Origin of the sequence: Nocardioides anomalus (assembly GCF_011046535.1) — a bacterium.
Lineage (GTDB): Bacteria > Actinomycetota > Actinomycetes > Propionibacteriales > Nocardioidaceae > Nocardioides > Nocardioides anomalus.
Map to the genome: position 1 here is coordinate 4,801,315 of NZ_CP049257.1, position 18,286 is coordinate 4,819,600.

Here is an 18,286-nt window from a genome sequence, read left to right on the forward strand (position 1 = left end):
TACGGAGCCGCCGGTGAGCGGGTACCTCACCACGTGGCCGACACCCAGAGCGCCGAGGACGCGCAGGACTCCGGACTCGAGGACGGCTCCTCGCTGATCACGGTCATCGTCGCGCTGGTCGCCAACGGGGCGCTGGCGGTGGCCAAGACGGTCGCGGCGGTGATCACGGGCTCGGCCGCGATGGTGGCCGAGGCGGCGCACTCCTGGTCCGACACCGGCAACGAGGTCTTCCTGCTGGTGGCCGAGCGGCGAGGCAGCCGCCCGCGCGACGCCGACCACCCGCGCGGCTACGGGCGCGCGACGTACATCTGGTCGCTGGTGGCCGCCTTCGGGCTGTTCTCGGCCGGCGCGGTGGTCTCGGTCTGGCACGGCGTGACCGAGCTGATGGGCGGCGGCGAGGGCGAGACGTCGTACACCGTCAACTACGTGGTGCTCGGCCTGGCCTTCCTCTTCGAGGGGGCGTCGTTCCTGCAGGCCTCGCGGCAGGTGCACGGCAAGGCCAGCCGGTTCGGGCTGCACCCGCTCCGCTACGTCACGCGCACCTCGGACCCGACGCTGCGCGCGGTGTTCTTCGAGGACTCCGCGGCGCTGGTCGGGCTGCTGCTGGCCGGGGGCGGCATCGGGCTGCACCAGCTCACCGGGCGGCACGAGTTCGACGCGCTGGGCTCGATCGCGGTCGGGCTGCTGCTGGCGGGGGTGGCGATCTTCCTGATGCGCCGCAACATGGACTACCTGCTCGGCGAGGGTGACTCCGAGGACCTGCGGCGCCAGGTCCTGACCCGGATGCTCGCGCACCCCGACATCGAGCGGATCACCTACCTGCACCTGGAGTTCGTCGGCCCCCAGCGGCTCTTCGTCGTCGCGGCCGTCGACCTCACCGGCGACGACCGCGAGCCCGACCTGGCCGTGCGGCTGCGCCAGGTCGAGTCCGACGTCGAGCAGAACCAGACCATCGAGGACGCCGTGCTGACGCTGGCGCTGCCGTCCGACCCGGCGCTCACCCCCTGAGCGACTGGCGCACCCGGGCGGCCTGCCGGGTCAGGTGGTCGCGCTCCGCGGTGCTGGGCGCGAGTCGCGCCGCCTCGGCGTAGCGGTCCGCGGCCGCGGCCAGGTCGCCGGAGCGCTCGAGCAGGTAGGCGTGCGCCGCCGCGTGCCGCGGCAGCGAGGCGTCGACCTGGGCCAGGGCGGCCAGCCCGGCGTCGGGACCGGACGCCTCGCCGACCGCGACGGCCCGGTTCAGCCGGACCACCGGGCTGTCGGTGAGCGCCAGCAGCTCGTCGTACCACTCCACGACCTGGGGCCAGTCGGTCTCCTCGGCGCTCGCCGCGTCGCAGTGCAGCGCCGCGATCGCGGCCTGGGCCTGGTACTCCCCGAGCCGGTCCCGAGCCAGCGCGGCCTGCAGGATCGCGACGCCCTCGGCCACGAGCGCGGTGTCCCAGGTGGACCGGTCCTGCTCGGCCAGCGGCACGATCCGGCCGTCCGGCCCGCGGCGCGAGGCGCGGCGGGCGTGGTGCAGCAGCATCAGCGCGAGCAGCCCGGCCACCTCCGGGTCGTCGACCGCCGCGGCCAGCTGCCGGGTGAGCCGGATCGCCTCGGCGGCGAGGTCGACCTCCCCGCCGTACCCCTCGTTGAAGACCAGGTAGAGCACCCGCAGCACGGTGGCCAGGTCGCCGGGCTCGTCGAGCGAGCGCCCGGCCACGGTGCGCTTGGCCCGGCTGATCCGCTGGGCCATCGTCGCCTCCGGGACCAGGTACGCCGCCGCGACCTGGCGGGTGGTCAGCCCGGCCACCGCCCGCAGGGTGAGCGCGGCGGCCGAGGCCGGCGACAGGGCCGGGTGGGCGCAGTGGAAGTAGAGCCACAGCGAGTCGTCCGCGCCCGCCACCGGCCCCGCCCCGGGCTCGAGCTCGACGGCCAGCTCGCGGTCGCGGCGCGCGGACTCCGACCGGGTCGCGTCGACGAACCGCCGCCACGCGGCGGTGACCAGCCACGCCTTCGGGTCGCGCGGCGGGTCCTCGGGCCACACGTGCAGCGCGCGGACCAGCGCCTCCTGGACCGCGTCCTCGGCCGAGGCGAAGTCGGCCCCGCGCCGGACGAGGACGCCGATCACGCCCGGCACGAGCTCGCGCAGCAGCGGCTCGTTCACCAGGCCCCGCTCACCAGTCCGGGCGCTCCGACCCGGTCATCACGGGGCGCAGCTCGAGCCACTCCTGGATCGGCCGGCCGCCGTGGCCGGGCGCCTCCGAGAGCTCGGCGGCCACCTCCAGCGCCCGCTCCTCGCTGTCCACGTCGATCATCAGCCACCCGGCGATGAGGTCCTTGGTCTCCGCGAACGGGCCGTCGGTCACCGCCGGCTTCCCCGGTCCGTCGGAGCGCACGAAGGTGCCTCGCGGCAGCAGCGCGTGCTCCTCCACGAACTCCCCTGACGCGCGGAGCCGGTCGGAGAGGTCCGCCATGTACTGCACGTGGGTCGCGAACTCCTCCTCCGTCCACTGGTCCAGGGGTACGTCGTTGGGCGCGGTGGGCGCGCCGCGGTAGTGCTTGAGCAGCAGGTACTTCATCTGGCGGATCCTCTCAGGCGGGCTGGCGCTCGGCGCGCTGGCGGACCAGCTCCTCGACGGCGCTGGGCAGGGTGGTCTCGAAGTCGATCAGCTTGGCCCAGGTCGGGGTGATGACCAGGCGCACCATGCCGTCGTACAGCGAGCGGACCTCGGTCTCCCAGGCCACCCGCTGCTCCTCGCTCATGTCGTAGGAGCCGTTCATCTGCAGGTACTCCTCGGGGATGCCGTCGACGTCGTCGAGCTCCACGCGACCGCGCAGCAGCAGGATCTTGGGCGGGTGCACCTCGGTGTCGACGGTGAGAGCGACGGCCGGGTCGCGGCGCAGCGAGACCAGCTTGGGCGCGTTCCGGGTGGTGCAGCACACGACCTCGCGCCCGTTCCAGGTGAAGGCGATCGGCACGCAGCGCGGCGTGCCGTCGGCGGCCACGTAGGACAGGCGGGTGATGTCGCGGGCCAGCAGCGCGCGGCTGTGGGGACGGTCGAGGACCTCGGCGATCTGGTGCGGTGTCATGCCCCGGGGACGGAGCCGTCCCGGCGTTCTCGACATCGCGCGGAAAGTTGGTGGAGACTCTTGACGGTTAATTAGTAAGTGAGGTTTCCTAACCAACGTGACGAGCACCCCCGTACGGCGAGCGCTGCGGCCCAGCGGCCGGCTGCTGCCCGAGGACACCCGCCGTCACCACCGGGCGCTGCTGCTCCAGCTGCTCTTCCGCTACGGACCCGCGAGCCGCGCCGACCTGGCCCGCTCCAGCGGCCTGACCAAGGTGAGCGTCTCCGACGTGGTCGGCGACCTGCTGGCCGAGGGGCTGCTCACCGAGGCGGTCGCGACGGCCCAGGGCCGGGTGGGCAAGCCGCCGGTGCTGGTCTCGCTGGCCGAGGGGTCGCGCCAGGTCGTGGCGGTGGACCTCTCCGCCGACGGCCTGGTCTCCGGGGCGCTGCTCAACCTGTCCGGCGACGTCCAGGAGCGGCGCGGCCGCCCCCTGGAGGGCCGCCGGGGCGAGACCGCGCAGGACCTGGTCCACGACCTGGTCCGGGAGCTGGTCGGCCTGGCGACCCAGCCGGTCCTGGGCATCGGCGTCGGCACGCCGGGCGTGGTCGACGCCGCCGGGGTCGTCGTGGACGCACCCAACCTGGGCTGGCACGGCACCGGGCTCGCGGAGGCTCTCCGCCACGAGTTCGGGCTCCCGGTCTTCGTGGCCAACGACGCCAACACCGCCGTCCTGGGCGAGCACACCTTCGGCGACGCCGGCGACGGCGGGCTCATGCTCATCCGGGTCGGCACCGGCGTGGGCGCGGGCCTGGTGCTCGAGGGCGCGCTGCTGCACGGTCACCGCTCGGCGGCCGGCGAGGTCGGCCACGTGGTCGTCGACCCCGACGGCGCCGCCTGCGCCTGTGGCCGCCGCGGCTGCCTGGAGACCGTGCTGGCCGCCCCGCACCTGCGCGAGCGGCTGGACGCCGAGGGACCGGCCGGGCTCACCGCGGTCGGCGTCCAGGTCGGCGTCGTCCTGGCCCCCGTGGTCGGGACCCTCAACCTGCACGAGCTGGTCCTCAGCGGCCCGCTCGAGCTGCTCGACGGCCCCCTCCTGGAGGCCGTCGACCGCACGATCCGCGAGCGCGCCATGCCGGTCTCCGGCGAGGAGCTCGTGGTCCGCACGTCCGCGCTGGGCGAAGACGTGGTGCTCGTGGGTGCCGCGGTCCTCGTCCTGGCCGGTCAGCTGGGGGTGTCCTGACATGCACCAGACCCGCCGGCACCACCAGTGAAGTGAAAGTCCTGACGAGAGGAATCAGGGTGCGCACCAACAAGCGAAACGTGTTCCGGACGGGCGCGGTGGCCACGGCCGGCGTGCTGGCCCTCGGGCTCGGTCTGACCGCCTGCGGCGGGGACGACGACGCGGACGCCGCCTCGGGCGACGGCGGTCCCGACAAGGCCGACATCCGGGTGTGGCTCAACGGCACCGACACCCCGGACGCGGCCCGCGACTGGCTGAAGAAGACCTTCGAGGACCAGCACCCCGGCTCCACGCTGACCATCGAGCAGCAGGAGTGGGAGGGGCTGGTCGAGAAGCTGACCACGTCGCTCTCCAGCGACTCCGAGACCCCCGACGTGGTCGAGGTCGGCAACACCCAGGCCCCGACGTTCACCGCCGCCGGCGCCTTCGCCGACGTCAGCGACGACCTGGCCGACTGGGGCGGCGACGACCTGCTGCAGGGCTTCGTGGACAACGCCTCGGTCGACGGCAAGGCCATGGCTGTGCCCTACTACGCCGGCTCGAAGTACATCTTCTACCGCAAGGACCTGATGGAGCAGGCGGGCATCGAGGTGCCCACGACCATGGACGAATTCGTCCAGGCCGCCATCGACCTCAAGAAGGCCAACCCGCAGCCGGCCAACTTCTCCGGCTTCTGGTTCCCCGGCCAGGACTGGCGCAACGGCGTCGCGTTCGTCTGGGACGCCGGCGGGGACTTGGCCACCGAGCAGGACGGCTCCTGGCAGGGCGCGCTCTCCTCGCCCGAGTCGGTGGCCGGCCTTGAGACCGTGCAGAAGCTGATGACCGAGGCCTCGGGCGCACCCAAGGACGGCAACGAGGAGAACCCGCAGACGCCGTTCTGCGCCGGCGAGGTCGGCATGCTGTCCGCTCCCGGCTGGGTCAAGGGCCTCATCGAGGACCCCGAGACCGGCTGCCCGGACATGGTGGCGAACCTCGGCGTCTTCGCCCTCCCGGGCTCCGACGGCTCGCCGGCCCCGGTGCTGCTCGGCGGCTCCGACATCGCCATCTCGGCCAAGTCGCAGAACCAGGACCTGGCCAAGGACGTCGTCGGGCTGATGCTCAGCGACGACTACCAGAAGATGATGGCCGAGGCCGGTCTGACGCCGGCCAAGAGCTCGCTGTCCGGCGAGCTCGGCTCCGACGAGTACGCCGAGGCGACCATCGCCGCCGCGTCCGACGCCAAGCTCACCCCGGCCGCGCCGGGCTGGGCCGAGGTCGAGGGCTCACGGGTCCTGGAGGACCTGTTCGTCGACATCGCCAAGGGCGGCGACGTCCAGGAGCTGGCCACCGCCGCCGACGAGAAGATCACCGAGCAGCTCGGCGGCTGATCCCTGTCCCACCCGCACGAGTGACCCCGGCCGGGGCGACGGTCCCTGCGACCACCACCGCCCCGGCCGCGGCATGCGGCGATGATCACCCCAGAGCACCCAGGAGAGGAGGAGCGCGGTGACCGTGACGACCACCGCGCCGGCGCCGACGCCGGCGCTGCCCGACGACGTACCCGTGGAGCGGCCGCGCCGGCGCCGCGCGGGCCGGCTGCCCTACGCGCTGGTCCTGCCCGCCACCGCGCTCCTCGCGCTCTCGCTGGCCTACCCGCTCATCCGGCAGGTGGTGCTGTCCTTCCACGAGTACGGCCTGGCCCAGCAGTTCGGCCAGCCGGCCGCGTGGGTCGGGCTGGACAACTACCGGGCGCTGGTCAGCGACGCCTACCTGTGGAACGTCGTGCTCCGAACGGTCGTCTTCTGCCTGTTCAACGCCGGCGTCACGATGCTGCTCGGGATGGGCGTCGCGCTGCTCATGCGGCTGATGTCCGGACCGGTCCGGCTGCTGGTGCAGGCGGGCCTGCTGCTGGCGTGGGCGATGCCGGTGGTCGCGTCGCTGACGGTCTGGCAGTGGCTCTTCGACACCCAGTACGGCGTCGTGAACTGGACCCTCACCCACATCGGCGGCGACTACCAGGGCCACTCCTGGCTGCTCGAGCCGCTGTCGTTCTTCTTCGTGGCCACGGTGATCGTGGTGTGGATGAGCGTGCCGTTCGTGGCCTTCACCAGCTACGCCGCGCTCACCCAGGTCAGCGAGGACCTCACCGAGGCCGCCGAGCTCGACGGCGCCGGCGCGTGGCAGCGGCTGCGCCACGTCGTGCTGCCCTCGATCCGGCCGGTGCTGCTGGTCATCGCGCTGCTCCAGGTCATCTGGGACCTGCGCGTCTTCACCCAGATCTACGTCCTCCAGAAGGCCGGCGGCGTCACCCGCGACACCAACCTGCTCGGCACCTACATCTACCGGCTCGGCATCGGCGGCGGCGACTTCGGCACGGCCGCCGCGGTGGCGATGTTCATGCTCGCGCTGACCGTGCTGCTCACCGCGCCGTACGTGCGCCTGATGCTCAAGGCCGAGGAGGACTAGGTCGTGGCCCGTCGTACGTCGCCCACGGTCCGCTGGAGCGCCAACCTGGCCGGCCTGGTGGTCTTCGCGCTCTGTGCGTTCCCGGTCTACTGGATGGTCAACACCTCGCTGCTGCCGCGCCGCGAGATCAACGTGCCGGACCCGACGTTCATCCCGCTCGGCGGCACCCTGGACAACTACCGCCGGGTGCTCGAGGGCGGCCGGTTCTTCGACGCGCTCTGGATGAGCCTGGGCGTCACCGTGGCCACCGTCGTGGTGTCGCTGGCCTTCGCGTTCCTGGCCGCACTGGCCGTGACCCGGTTCCGCTTCCGGGGGCGCAAGTCGTTCATCTTCGCGCTGCTGCTGATCCAGATGATCCCCGTCGAGGGCCTGTTCATCAGCCAGTACAAGATGCTCGAGGGCTTCCACCTGCTCAACACCATCGCCGGGCTCACGCTGGTCTACGTCGCCAACGTGCTGCCCTTCACGGTCTGGACCCTGCGCGGCTTCGTGGCCGGGGTGCCCTACGAGCTCGAGGAGGCCGCGATGATGGACGGCTGCTCGCGCTTCCAGGCCTTCCGCAAGATCACCTTCCCGCTGCTCGCGCCCGGGCTGGTCGCGACCGGCGTCTTCGGCTTCATCCAGGCCTGGAACGAGTTCACGCTCGCGGTCGTGGTGATGACCCGCGACGACAAGAAGACGCTGCCGGTGTGGCTGGCCGGCTTCCTCGACGCCAACCGCGGCATCGACTGGGGCGGCGTGATGGCCGGCTCCACGCTCATCGCGATCCCGGTCATCGTCTTCTTCCTCATCGTCCAGGGCCGGATGGTCAGCGGGCTGACCGCGGGGGCGGTGAAGGGGTGAGCCTGGAGTCGCTGGCGCTGCGCGTCCTGCTGCCGGCCTTCCCCGGCGCGACGCTCGCCCCGGACGTGCGCGCGCTGCTGGCCGACGGGCTGGGCGGGGTCTGCCTGTTCGGCTCCAACACCGCCGACGGCCCCGAGGCCGTGGCCGCGCTGACCGCGGCGATCCGCGCGGTCGCGCCGGACGCGGTGGTGGCCGTCGACGAGGAGGGTGGCGACGTCACCCGGCTGCACGGGCAGGACGGCTCGCCGGTGCTCGGCGCGCTGGCCCTCGGCCACGTCGACGACCTCGACCTGACCCGGGCCGCCGGCCGCGCGGTCGGCGCCGAGCTGGCCGCGCTCGGGATCACCCTCGACCTCGGCCCGGTCGCCGACGTGAACTCCAACCCGGACAACCCGGTCATCGGCACGCGCTCCTTCGGCAGCGACCCCGCCCTGGTCGCCCGGCACGTCGCCGCCTGGACCACCGGCCTGCAGTCCGCGGGCGTCGCGGCCTGCGCCAAGCACTTCCCGGGCCACGGCGACACCGCGGTGGACAGCCACCTGGCCCTGCCGGTCGTCGAGGCCGACCTCGACACGCTGGCCGCGCGCGAGCTGGTGCCGTTCGAGGCCGCGGTCGCGGCCGGCGTCGCCGCCGTGATGACCTCGCACGTCGTCGTGCCGGCGCTCGACCCCGACCGGCCGGCCACGCTGAGCCCGGTCGTGCTCGGGCTGCTGCGCGACCGGCTCGGCTTCCGCGGCGTCGTGGTGAGCGACGCCCTGGACATGGCCGGCGCCTCCGGCGGTCGCGGGATCCCCGAGGCGGCGGTGCTCTCGCTCGCGGCCGGCGCGGACCTGCTCTGCCTCGGCGCGGACAAGGACGTCGCGCTGGTCCGCGAGGTCCAGGCCGCGGTGGTCACCGCCGTCCGCGACGGGCGGCTGCCGGAGGAGCGGCTGGTCGAGGCGGCCCAGGCGATCGACGGGCTGCACCGTGCCGCCGCGTCGCCGGTCACCGTCACCGGGCCGCTGCCGGACCTGCGGGGGGCGACCGTCGTCCGCGTGGACTCCGCGCCGACCATCGCGGTCGGCGACACCACCTGGGGCCTGCCCGCCGACGTGGTCGTCGCGCCGGGCGCCACCGACCTGCCGCCCGGTCCGCTGGTCCTCCAGGTCCGTGACGCCCACCGCCAGCCCGCCGTGCAGGCCACGCTGGCGGCCGCGCCTGTGGGCTCGGTCGTGGTCGAGTGGGGCTGGCCGGGTCGGCGTACCGACCACCTGCCGACCGTCGAGGCCCGCGGCTGGTCGCGGCCCGGCGCGGCCGCGGTGGCCGACGTGCTGAGAGGAGCCGGCTGGTGAGCGCGGCGATCGGTCTCGACATCGGGGCCACCAAGACCCTCGGCGTCCGCCTGGACGACGACGGCCGGGTGCTCGAGCAGGTCCGCGAGCCCACCGAGCCCGGCCCCGAGGGCATCCTGCGCACCGCAGCCCAGGTCGTCACCGACCTCGGCTCCGCGGCCTCGATCGGGCTCGGCATCCCCGGGCTCGTGGACCCGGAGCGGGGTGCGGTCAAGCACGCGGTCAACCTCGGCGTGGACGGCGAGTGGGTGCCGCTGCGCGCCGAGCTCGAGCAGCGCCTGGGCGTGTCCGTCGCGGTCGAGAACGACGTCAACGTGGCCACCCTCGGGGCGGTCGCGCTGAGCGGCATCCGCGACCTGGTCTACCTCTCCATCGGCACCGGCCTGGCCGCCGGCCTGGTCCTCGACGGCACCCTGCGGCGCGGCGCCACGGGCGCGGCCGGCGAGATCGGGCACGTGCCCATCGACCCGTCCGGCGCGCTGTGCCAGTGCGGCCAGCGCGGCTGCCTGGAGACGGTGGCCTCCGGTCGCGCCCTGGCCGAGGCCTGGCCCTCCGGCGACGAGCCGCCGGCCCAGGCGCTGTTCGCCGCGGCCGCCGCCGGAGACGTCAAGGCCATCGCGGTCCGCGACCGGTTCGCCGCCGGCGTGGCCGACGCGGTACGCACCCTGTGCCTGTCGGTGGACCCGACGACGATCGTGCTCGGTGGCGGCGTGGCGCACCTCGGCGCGCCGCTGGTCGAGGCCGTCGCCGACGCGCTGCGCGCCCAGGCCGCCGCGTCGCCGTTCCTCACCTCGCTCGACCTGGCCGCGCGGATCCGCGCGGTCCCCGCCGACCAGCCCGTGGCGGCCATCGGGGCGGCCCTGCTCGGTCGGCCCTGATGGAGGTCGTGCCCCTCGGCTCGGCCGCCGAGGTCGCGGCCCTGGCCGCCGACACCGTCGAGGCCCTGGTCCGCGCGCGGCCCGCCTGCGTGCTCGGCCTGGCCACCGGCTCCTCGCCCGTCCCCCCTGTACGCCGAGCTGGTGGGCCGGCACCGGGCCGGCACCGGTCCGGCCTACGACGCGGTGACGGCGTTCCTGCTCGACGAGTACGTCGGACTGTCGCCCGGCCACCCGCAGTCCTACCGCGCGACCATCGCCCGCGAGCTCACCGACGACCTCGGCCTGCCCGCCGACCGGGTGCACGGCCCGGACCCCGCCGACCCGCAGGCCGCGGGTCCGGCGTACGAGGCGGAGCTGGAGGCCGCGGGCGGCGTCGACCTCCAGGTCCTCGGCATCGGCAGCGACGGCCACCTGGCCTTCAACGAGCCCGGCTCGTCGCTGGCGTCGCGGACCCGGATCAAGACGCTGACCGAGGAGACCCGCCGCGACAACGCGCGGTTCTTCGCCGCGGTCGACGAGGTCCCGCGCCACGTGCTGACCCAGGGTCTGGGCACCATCCTGCGCGCGCGCCACCTGCTGCTCATCGCCACCGGGGCCGGCAAGGCCGAGGCGGTGGCCGCCGCCGTCGAGGGTCCGCTGTCCGCCTCCTGCCCCGCCTCGGTGCTGCAGCTGCACCCGCACGCCACCGTCCTGCTCGACCCCGACGCGGCGTCGCGGTTGGCGGGCACCGAGCACTACCGCGAGGTGTACGCCGCGAAGCCCGCGTGGCAGGGCCTCTGAGCCGGTCCTGAGGCCGGGTGGCCAGTCCGCAGGGCGGTCGGTGACGAACAGCCCGCATGGGTCATGCACCGGGTGAGGACGAGCCCGGCGGCGAGCGCGCCCTGGTCGACCGCGCCCGTCGCGGTGACCCGGACGCGTGGGAGCAGCTCTACCGCCGGGCCTACCCGCGGCTGGTCGCCTACGCGCGGCGCCGGCTGGTCACCGAGGAGCAGGCGGAGGAGGCGGTGAGCGAGACGATGGTGCGGGCCATGGACGCGATCGGTCGCTACCGCCCCGGTGCGGCGGGGCTGCAGGGCTGGCTGTTCGGCATCGCGCGCAACGTGGTGCTCGAGCGCTACCGGTCCGGGTCCCGGCTGCGGGCGACCGACCCGGCCGCCCTGGCCGCGCGGGCGGCGCCGACCCACCCCGGACCTGAGCACGCGGTGCTCGACGCCGAGGAGCGCGTGCTGCTGCGCCAGGCCTTCGACCGGCTCTCGCCGCAGGACCAGGAGCTGCTGGAGCTGCGGGTGGTGGCCGGTCTCGACGCCGAGCAGGTGGGGGCCCTGACCGGCAAGCGGGCGGGCGCGGTCCGGATGGCACAGTCACGGGCGTTGGCGCGGCTGCGGGCGGAGCTGGAGGGGCTGAGCGCATGAACGACGACGAGGGGCTCCTGCGCGAGCTCGGCGAGGCGCTGGGCCACGAGCCCGGGGCGCAGCCGTCGCCCGAGCGGGTCGCCGCCGTGCGCGCGCAGGCCGCGCGCGCGGGGAGGGGTGCCGGACGGCGCCGGTTCCTGCTCGGCGGCGGGGTGGCGGCCAGCGTGGCCGGGATCGCCGGCGTCGCGGGCTACTGGCTGGCCGAGCGCGAGGACCAGCCGGTCGCGGCGCCGATGGAGCAGATCGTGTTCACCGGCGAGGGGGACGTCACCGCGTCGGGGCTCGTCCACCACGCGTGGGGCACCGAGCTGGTGCTCGACGTCGGCGGCCTGCGGCCCGGCACGGCGTACGACGTGGTCTTCGGCACCACCGACGGCGACGTCGGGGCCGGGTCCCTGCGCGCCGTGCCGGACGTGGTCATGCGTTGCCGGTTCGAGGCCGCGCCGCTGCGCGCGGACGTCCACACCATCGAGCTGCGCGACCCCGACGGCAGGCCGGTGCTGCGCTCCGACCTGCCGTCGATCTGAGTCAGGCCCAGGTCAGCTGGTGCGGTCGCTGGAGTCGCCGACGATGACGACGTAGAAGCGCTTGCGGGTGTCGGTGCCGGTGAACGAGCCGTTGCTCAGCCGGGGGCTGACCACGAACACGTTGTTCACAGCGGCTCCCGGAGGCGCGCAGGCCGTGATCGGCGTCCCGCACTGGCTGACCGAGATCTCGCCGGAGAACTCCGGGTTGCTGTCGTCGCCCGGGGCCCGGCCGCTCGTGATGGCGTCGGTGTTCTGGTCGACGGTGTTCTGCAGCACCACGGTGGCGGTGATCGCGTTGTTGGCCAGCGGCTCGCCGGCGTTGATGTAGACGTTGCCGTTGGCCCGCAGGCTGTTGTCCGCCGGCGGCGTGAGCGTGTTGGGCAGCGTCGGGTAGGCCGCGACGACGGAGAAGCCGCCGGACTGCGCCTCGATCTGGCCCTGGGCGTTGACCAGCGCCCAGCGGCTGCCGGTCGGCAGCACGCCGGGCTTGAGGTCCTTGGCCTTGACGGTGCCGTTGGCGATGTCGCGCGACTGGATCGTCTGGTTCTTGATCTTCGCGCTGGTGACCGTCCCGTTCTTCAGCTGGCTGCCGTTGATCTGCGCGGCGGCGTACGACGTCCCGCCGAGCGCGACGAGCAGCGCGGCGCTGGAGACGAGGACAGCGGGGCTGGGCTTTCTCATGGGTGACCCTTCGTCGGGTGCGGACCGACGGCCCGCATCACCCCCTGCATGAGCGCCGACCCCGCCGTGTCACACCCCCGTCGTCCGGCCGGTGCGCTCAGGCGAGCGCGAGGGTGAGGGCCAGCACGGTGTCGGGGTCCTCCAGGCGGTCGCCGTACAGGTCGCGCAGCTGGCCCATCCGGTAGCGCACGGTCTGCGGGTGCACGAACAGCGCCTTGGCCACGTCGTCGCGGCGGCCCTGGTGGAGCAGCCAGGCGCGCAGGGTGTCGGCCAGCTTGTCCCGGGCGCTGGGCTTGAGGGCGTCCAGGGGCGCGAGGGCCTGGGCGCGCAGGTCGGCCAGGGCGTCCTCGTCGGCGTGCAGCACCAGGTGGGGGAGCGCGGACTCGGTGTCGCGCTCGACGCCGAGGGCGCGGGCGCGCACGGCCCGGTCCACCGAGCGGCGCACCTCGCGCCAGGCGACGGTGGGTCCGGCCAGGGCGTCGTGGTCGCGCAGGGTGCGCAGCAGCCCGCTCCGGCGCACGTCGGGCACCAGCAGCAGCCCGTCGCCGTCCGCCTCGGGCACCTGCAGCGTCTCGCGCGGCAGGCCGACCACCACCGCCCTGACCGTCTCGGTGGGCGCCAGCACGGCGGTGAGGGTGCGCGGCTCGGGCCAGCCGGCGCGCTCGGCGGCGTGGGTGAGCTCGTCGGCGGACGCACCCTCCAGGAGCAGCTCGGCCAGCCGGTCCAGCAGCCGCTGCCGCACGCGGCCGGTGGTCTCGGTCTCCTCGCTGTGCCCTGCGACCGCGGCCGCGGACTGCTCGTCGATGTAGGCGAAGACCAGCTGGGCGAAGTCGGCCAGCACGTCGGCGCCGAGCCCGTGGCGCACCCCGGTCGAGGACAGCTCGCGCCAGGCCACCCGCGCACCGATGCGGTACGCCGCGAGCAGGGCGTCGGTCGAGCGGCCGCTGCGGGCCTCGCCGCGGCCGAGCTGGTAGGACCCCTCGGTGGCCAGCGCGGTGGTGCGCTGGTCACTGGCCTTGCTGCGCCCCGCCAGGGTCAGGAAGCCGCCCAGCGCGAGGCGCACGGCGTTGCTGATGGTCTGGCCCATCGGCCCGCTGAAGGCGTCGCGGTAGGCCGGGACCTCCTGCACGATGGCCGAGACGATGTCGTCGGCCAGGTGCGGCAGCTGTGACCGCATCTCCTTGACGGCGGCGGGTGACAGCGTCACCCGGTGGTCGGTAGCACCCATGTTTTGTCCCCGGCGAACAAATGTGACGTGGTCGTTCACGTGCACTGGTCATGAATGCTGGCACAGGACACAACACACTGGAACCCATGGCGTCCTACTCAGCCTCCGGCCCGACCCGCGGCCCCGCCGTGGGCGGATCGCTGCGCAACGCCGTGCGCCGGGTGGCCGAGGCCGCGGTGACGCCGCTGGAGATCAGCGACGTCCTCGACGTCTTCCACCCGCTGCGCCGGGGTCGGCACGCCCTCCAGGGCCGCATCGTGTCGGTCACGCCCGAGACCGCCGAGTCCGCCACCATCCTGGTCAAGCCGGGTCGCGACTGGGCCGGCCACGTGCCGGGGCAGTACGTCCGCGTCGGGGTCGACGTCGACGGCGTCCGCCTGTGGCGCACCTACTCGCTCACCCACGGTCCGCGCGGTGACCGGTTCCTCAGCTTCACGGTCAAGGCCATCCCGGGCGGGGTCGTCAGCCAGCACCTCGTGCACCGCGCCCGCCCCGGCCAGTGGCTCCAGCTCGAGCAGGCCGAGGGCGAGTTCGTCCTCCCCGTGCCGCTGCCGCCCAAACTGTTGCTGGTCACCGCCGGCTCCGGCATCACGCCGGTGATCGGGATGCTGCGCAACCTGTACTCCCGGCGCGTCCCGCAGGCCACCGACATCGTGCTGGTCGCCGTCAACCAGACCGAGCACTCCGCGATCTTCCGCGACGAGCTGCGTGCTCACGCCCGCGACGGCCACCTGCGCCTGGTCGAGCGGTACGACGACCGCGACGGCCTCCTCGACGTGGCCACCCTGCCCGGCCTCGTGCCCGACGTGGCCGAGCGGCTGACCTACGCCTGCGGCCCGGCCGGCCTGCTCGACGCCCTCGAGGCGCACCACACCGGGCTCGGGCTGCCGCTGACCACCGAGCGGTTCCGCCCGGTGCTCGTCGAGCCCGGCGAGGGGGGGCACCGTCACCTTCGCCTCCGGCCTGGAGGTCGAGGCCGACGGCGCGACCCCGATCCTCGACGCCGCCGAGGCCGCCGGCGTCCTCATGCCCAGCGGGTGCCGGATGGGCATCTGCATGGGCTGCGTCGTGCCCATGACGTCCGGTGCCGTGCGCGACCTGCGCAACGGCGCCGTCACCACTGCTGTCCCCGGCGAGACCGGCCGCGACGGCGTACCGATCCAGACCTGCATCAGCGCTGCTGCCGGTGCCTGCGAGATCAGGGAGACCCGATGACCACCATCACCAAGAAGCCCGAGAGCCCGATCGCCCACCTCACCCCCGAGGACATCGAGCAGATCGGCATCGAGCTCGACACCATCCGCCAGGACGTCCTCGACGACCGCGGCGAGCGCGACGCGGCGTACATCCGTCGGGTCATCGCCGTCCAGCGCCGCCTCGAGCTCGGCTCGCGCGCGGTGCTGCTCGGCTCGGCGCTGCCGCCGCTGTTCGTGCTCGGCACGGTCGGGCTGTCGATCTCCAAGATCCTCGAGAACATGGAGATCGGCCACAACGTCCTGCACGGGCAGTGGGACTGGATGCGCGACCCCAAGATCCACTCCACGACGTGGGAGTGGGACATGGCCACGCCCGCCAAGCAGTGGCAGCACTCGCACAACCAGGTGCACCACACCTACACGAACATCGTCGGCCAGGACAACGACCTCGGCTACGGCATCATGCGCGTCGACGAGGACCAGCGCTGGCACCCGGCGTACCTCGCCCAGCCGTTCTGGAACTTCCTCAACGCCTGCTTCTTCGAGTACGGCATCGCGGCCTACGACCTCCAGCTCGGCCGCAACCTGCGCATCCCCAAGGACCGCCGCCCGGAGTCCTTCGAGGCCGAGGTGAGCCAGGTCCTGAAGAAGATCCGCAACCAGGCCACCAAGGACTACGTGGTCAACCCGGCCATCGCGCTGCCGTTCGGCGGCTTCCTGCCCACGCTGGCCGCGAACGCGATCGCCAACGTCGTGCGCAACCTGTGGTCGCACTCGGTGATCATGTGCGGGCACTTCCCCGAGGGCGTCGAGACCTTCGAGAAGAACGCGATCCCCGAGGACGAGACCCGCGGCGAGTGGTACCTGCGCCAGATGCTCGGCTCGGCCAACATCTCCGGCTCGGCCTTCCTGCACCTGATGAGCGGCAACCTCAGCCACCAGATCGAGCACCACCTGTTCCCGGACCTGCCGTCGAACCGGTACGCCGAGATCGCGCCCAAGGTCCGCGCGCTGTTCGAGAAGTACGACCTCACCTACTGCAGCCGCCCGATGCCGCAGCAGGTCTACTCCGCCTGGCACAAGGTGGTCCGGCTCTCGCTGCCCAACGGCTGGCTGGCCACGACCAACCGCAAGAACGTCGGCTCGCAGCTCAAGCTGCTGTGGGGCATGACCGCCAAGGGCCCCAAGGTGCGCCGCGCCGCGCAGGCCCGGCTCAACCAGCAGCTGCGTCGGCGTACTGCCTGAAGGGCCAGGTCCGCACCAGCTGCAGGGCTCGCTGCAGGTCGAACGGGTCGGCCTGCATGAACAGCCACGGCCGGCCGATCCACATGAAGGCGTCGCAGTAGAGCGCGGCGTCGCGGCCGTTCTGCTCCGACATGCCCCAGGCCGGGTCGGAGACGTGCGTGGTCGGCGGGATCCCGAGCGTCACGCAGGTGGTGTCGTCGACCGAGCGGCACAGGTCGGCGTTGTCGAAGTGGCCCCTGCCGTCGTAGTCACCGCCCGCGAACGGCCGGCCGTTGGACGAGGTGTTGACCACGAAGTGCTTGTCCTCGATCCCGCGCTCGGCCAGCGCCCGCACCACCTCGGCCCCGAACGCGACCTCGCGCTCGGTGGAGTTGTAGTGGGTGTTGTTCATCGAGAAGCCCCGGACGTACTCCACCCCGGCCGGGACGAGCAGCCGGAGCGCCTCGTCCACGTCGCCGTTGAGCCAGTCCTCGGCGCCCGCGTCGATGTACACCGCGGCGTTCGGCAGTGCGCCGAGCCGCTGCGCGGAGTAGCGGATCAGGTCGCTGTAGACGCCTGAGCCGCCCGGCGCGCACAGCGCGAACGGCCCGTCGGCCTGGAGCGTGATCGCCACGTGCGCGTCGCCGATGCCGCGGGCCAGCGCGTCGGTCCACGCGCGGTAGCCCGCCTGCTGCGCCGGGCCCGGCAGCGACCCGCAGGCCGCGTGCTCCCACGGCTCCATCCGGAAGGTCGCCAGCTGCACCAGCTTGTCCGGGTCGCCGTCCTGTGCGTTGGCGATGTAGCCGCGGACCTTCTCCTCGATCTCCCCGTCCGGGATCCACCCACCGAACCACTTCGACCGCGGCTGCAGCACGATCTGGCCCAGCAGCGCGCGGGTCTCGCCCGACGAGCGCTCGTACGGCGCCCACGCCTGGTCGCCGTCGCCGTAGTAGTTGCCCCACGGCCGCCCGGCCAGGGGGTTGGCCCGCCGAGCGGCGAAGACCTCGCGGCGGGCCTCACGCTCGGCCTTCTTGCGGGCCTTCTTCGCGGCCTGCTCGGCCTGGCGCTGGGCCTCCACGCGGGCGGCCTGCTTCGCGGCCTTGCGCGCGGCGCGTTGCGCGGCGGGGTCGGGTGTGGGGGTCAGAGTCGTCGTCGGAGTCGTCGTCGGAGTCGTCGTCGGGGCGCTCGGGGCGGCGCTGGCGCTCGGCGCGGCCGGCTCGGCCGTCGGCGCCGCGGGGTCGGAGCAGCCCGCCCCGAGTGAGCCCACCAGGAGGGCGGCGGCCGCGGCGGCGCGGAGCGCAGGTCGGCGGAGGGGGCTCATCCCGTCCATCTTGCGCGCCGCTGGTCCGCACCACCAAGCCCACGTCCGGCTGCCGACCCGGCCAGCCCGTGCCACACTCCCGCGTGAACGGGGCCGACAAGACACTGCGGCTGGAGACCCCGGAGCGCCCCTGCAGGATCTCCGGCCCCTTCGCCGAGCGCGAGAGGTCCATCGTCTGGGACAAGGCGGGTTCGCCCGGGCAGGACGGAGCCGTCGGCGCGGCCGGGCCGGCTGGGCCCAGCGGTCCGGCGGGACCGGGTGGTGCGCCCGGGCCCAGCGGGGCACCCGGGCCCAGCGGCGCACCGGGCCCCAGCGGCGCACCAGGCCCCAGCGGACCGGCGGGGCCGAGCGGGGCACCCGGCTCCACGGGGCCGAGCGGGGCACCCGGCTCCACGGGCCCGAGCGGGGCACCCGGCTCCACGGGCCCGAGCGGTCCGGCTGGTCCCAGCGGACCGCCCGGACCCAGTGGAGCCCCGGGAGCGGGCACGACGCTGCTCGACGGGAACGGCGCCGTCCTGGGGACGGTGCTCAGCGTCGACCGCACGTCTGCCACCGTCCGCACGTCGTCGGACTGCACGATCGCGGTCTCGTGGAACGGCGCGCTGGCGGCGACGGGGCTGGTCGAGTTCTCCGGCGCCGACTGTGCGGTGACGCCGTACCTGTTCACCGGGGGGACGGCCGTCCCGATCTACGCCAAGGCCGCGACCTGCACGTCGACAGGTGGGGGATCGGTGCTCGTCCCCGTCGCTTCGCAGTCCGACGCCACCAACGGCTTCGTCGCGTCGGCTGCCTACAACGAGTCGTCGTACAGCCAGAGCGGTGCGGCGTGTGCCAACGAGGGAGGCGTCTCCGGCTCCAGCGGCTGGCAGATGCAACGCACGAGCTCGACTGCGATCGGGCTGCCCGCGCTGA

General features: G+C 73.9%; 17 protein-coding genes. 11 read left to right on the forward strand and 6 right to left on the reverse strand.

Translation table 11 applies throughout. The annotated features are described in order from the left end of the window. Positions 1 to 33 precede the first annotated feature (33 nt). Positions 34 to 1,008, forward strand: coding sequence for a cation diffusion facilitator family transporter (locus G5V58_RS23900; RefSeq protein WP_165237910.1), 975 nt, complete (start codon positions 34 to 36; stop codon positions 1,006 to 1,008). On the opposite strand, the gene G5V58_RS23905 is transcribed toward G5V58_RS23900, so the two are convergent. From G5V58_RS23905 to G5V58_RS23915, 3 genes are read right to left on the reverse strand one after another with little or no spacing between them, the layout of a single operon-like run. Continuing rightward, positions 998 to 2,143 (reverse strand): RNA polymerase sigma factor, encoded by a 1,146-nt coding sequence (locus G5V58_RS23905; protein ID WP_165237912.1) that lies wholly within the window; start codon positions 2,141 to 2,143, stop codon positions 998 to 1,000. The genes G5V58_RS23900 and G5V58_RS23905 overlap by 11 nt on opposite strands. A 10-nt stretch (positions 2,144 to 2,153) precedes the next feature. Then, entirely contained in the window at positions 2,154 to 2,558 is a 405-nt protein-coding gene (locus tag G5V58_RS23910) for a YciI family protein (RefSeq protein WP_165237914.1), read from the reverse strand. Between the two features lie 13 nt (positions 2,559 to 2,571). Continuing rightward, positions 2,572 to 3,069, reverse strand: a complete 498-nt coding sequence (locus G5V58_RS23915) for a pyridoxamine 5'-phosphate oxidase family protein (RefSeq protein ID WP_165237916.1) — start codon at positions 3,067 to 3,069, stop codon at positions 2,572 to 2,574. A 97-nt stretch (positions 3,070 to 3,166) separates the two neighbouring features. Between G5V58_RS23915 and G5V58_RS23920 the strand changes: the two genes are divergently transcribed. The 9 genes from G5V58_RS23920 (at position 3,167) to G5V58_RS23960 (ending at position 11,724) form a co-directional block, all read left to right on the forward strand. Next, on the forward strand, positions 3,167 to 4,288 hold the full coding sequence (locus G5V58_RS23920; RefSeq protein ID WP_165237918.1) for an ROK family transcriptional regulator: 1,122 nt from the start codon (positions 3,167 to 3,169) through the stop codon (positions 4,286 to 4,288). 80 nt (positions 4,289 to 4,368) lie between these two features. Next, a complete protein-coding gene (locus tag G5V58_RS23925) occupies positions 4,369 to 5,655 on the forward strand; it encodes an extracellular solute-binding protein (RefSeq protein ID WP_165237920.1) in 1,287 nt (428 codons plus the stop codon). A 118-nt stretch (positions 5,656 to 5,773) separates the two neighbouring features. Then, on the forward strand, positions 5,774 to 6,733 hold the full coding sequence (locus tag G5V58_RS23930) for a carbohydrate ABC transporter permease (RefSeq protein ID WP_230486917.1): 960 nt from the start codon (positions 5,774 to 5,776) through the stop codon (positions 6,731 to 6,733). A gap of 3 nt (positions 6,734 to 6,736) precedes the next feature. Then, the gene (locus G5V58_RS23935) at positions 6,737 to 7,576 is read left to right on the forward strand and encodes a carbohydrate ABC transporter permease (protein WP_230486918.1); all 840 of its coding nucleotides are present in this window, start codon (positions 6,737 to 6,739) and stop codon (positions 7,574 to 7,576) included. Further along, positions 7,573 to 8,907 (forward strand): glycoside hydrolase family 3 N-terminal domain-containing protein, encoded by a 1,335-nt coding sequence (locus G5V58_RS23940; RefSeq protein ID WP_165237922.1) that lies wholly within the window; start codon positions 7,573 to 7,575, stop codon positions 8,905 to 8,907. Before G5V58_RS23935 ends, G5V58_RS23940 begins: the two co-directional genes overlap by 4 nt. Beyond that, positions 8,904 to 9,785: an ROK family protein gene (locus tag G5V58_RS23945; protein WP_230486919.1), complete on the forward strand. Its 882-nt coding sequence runs from the start codon at positions 8,904 to 8,906 to the stop codon at positions 9,783 to 9,785. The genes G5V58_RS23940 and G5V58_RS23945 overlap by 4 nt, the downstream gene beginning before the upstream one ends. Before the next feature lie 141 nt (positions 9,786 to 9,926). Beyond that, a complete protein-coding gene (locus G5V58_RS23950; RefSeq protein WP_230486920.1) occupies positions 9,927 to 10,565 on the forward strand; it encodes a glucosamine-6-phosphate deaminase in 639 nt (212 codons plus the stop codon). A gap of 56 nt (positions 10,566 to 10,621) precedes the next feature. After that, on the forward strand, positions 10,622 to 11,197 hold the full coding sequence (locus G5V58_RS23955; protein ID WP_165237924.1) for an RNA polymerase sigma factor: 576 nt from the start codon (positions 10,622 to 10,624) through the stop codon (positions 11,195 to 11,197). Continuing rightward, complete coding sequence (locus G5V58_RS23960; RefSeq protein ID WP_165237926.1) at positions 11,194 to 11,724, forward strand: hypothetical protein; 531 nt, start codon at positions 11,194 to 11,196, stop codon at positions 11,722 to 11,724. The genes G5V58_RS23955 and G5V58_RS23960 overlap by 4 nt, the downstream gene beginning before the upstream one ends. A 12-nt stretch (positions 11,725 to 11,736) precedes the next feature. Here G5V58_RS23960 and G5V58_RS23965 read toward each other — a convergent pair whose 3' ends face one another. Further along, positions 11,737 to 12,405: a hypothetical protein gene (locus G5V58_RS23965; RefSeq protein ID WP_165237928.1), complete on the reverse strand. Its 669-nt coding sequence runs from the start codon at positions 12,403 to 12,405 to the stop codon at positions 11,737 to 11,739. 97 nt (positions 12,406 to 12,502) lie between these two features. Continuing rightward, entirely contained in the window at positions 12,503 to 13,612 is a 1,110-nt protein-coding gene (locus G5V58_RS23970) for a PucR family transcriptional regulator (protein ID WP_230486921.1), read from the reverse strand. A gap of 107 nt (positions 13,613 to 13,719) precedes the next feature. On the opposite strand from G5V58_RS23970, the gene G5V58_RS26835 reads away from it, so the two are divergent. Further along, entirely contained in the window at positions 13,720 to 16,074 is a 2,355-nt protein-coding gene (locus tag G5V58_RS26835) for a fatty acid desaturase (RefSeq protein WP_456237795.1), read from the forward strand. Here G5V58_RS26835 and G5V58_RS23985 read toward each other — a convergent pair. Then, positions 16,043 to 17,374 carry a glycoside hydrolase family 6 protein gene (locus tag G5V58_RS23985; RefSeq protein ID WP_165237934.1) on the reverse strand — a complete coding sequence of 444 codons (1,332 nt, stop codon included), beginning with the start codon at positions 17,372 to 17,374 and terminating at the stop codon, positions 16,043 to 16,045. The two genes, G5V58_RS26835 and G5V58_RS23985, sit on opposite strands and share 32 nt — an antisense overlap. Positions 17,375 to 18,286 lie beyond the last annotated feature (912 nt).

Excerpts from the sequence above, each read along its gene's own strand:
- G5V58_RS23965 (WP_165237928.1), bottom strand. The coding sequence starts at position 12,405 with ATGAGAAAGCCCAGCCCCGCTGTCCTCGTCTCCAGCGCCGCGCTGCTC.
- G5V58_RS23960 (WP_165237926.1), top strand. The coding sequence starts at position 11,194 with ATGAACGACGACGAGGGGCTCCTGCGCGAGCTCGGCGAGGCGCTGGGC.
- G5V58_RS23915 (WP_165237916.1), bottom strand. The coding sequence starts at position 3,069 with ATGACACCGCACCAGATCGCCGAGGTCCTCGACCGTCCCCACAGCCGC.
- G5V58_RS23910 (WP_165237914.1), bottom strand. The coding sequence starts at position 2,558 with ATGAAGTACCTGCTGCTCAAGCACTACCGCGGCGCGCCCACCGCGCCC.
- G5V58_RS26835 (WP_456237795.1), top strand. The coding sequence starts at position 13,720 with ATGGCGTCCTACTCAGCCTCCGGCCCGACCCGCGGCCCCGCCGTGGGC.
- G5V58_RS23955 (WP_165237924.1), top strand. The coding sequence starts at position 10,622 with ATGGGTCATGCACCGGGTGAGGACGAGCCCGGCGGCGAGCGCGCCCTG.
- G5V58_RS23985 (WP_165237934.1), bottom strand. The coding sequence starts at position 17,374 with ATGAGCCCCCTCCGCCGACCTGCGCTCCGCGCCGCCGCGGCCGCCGCC.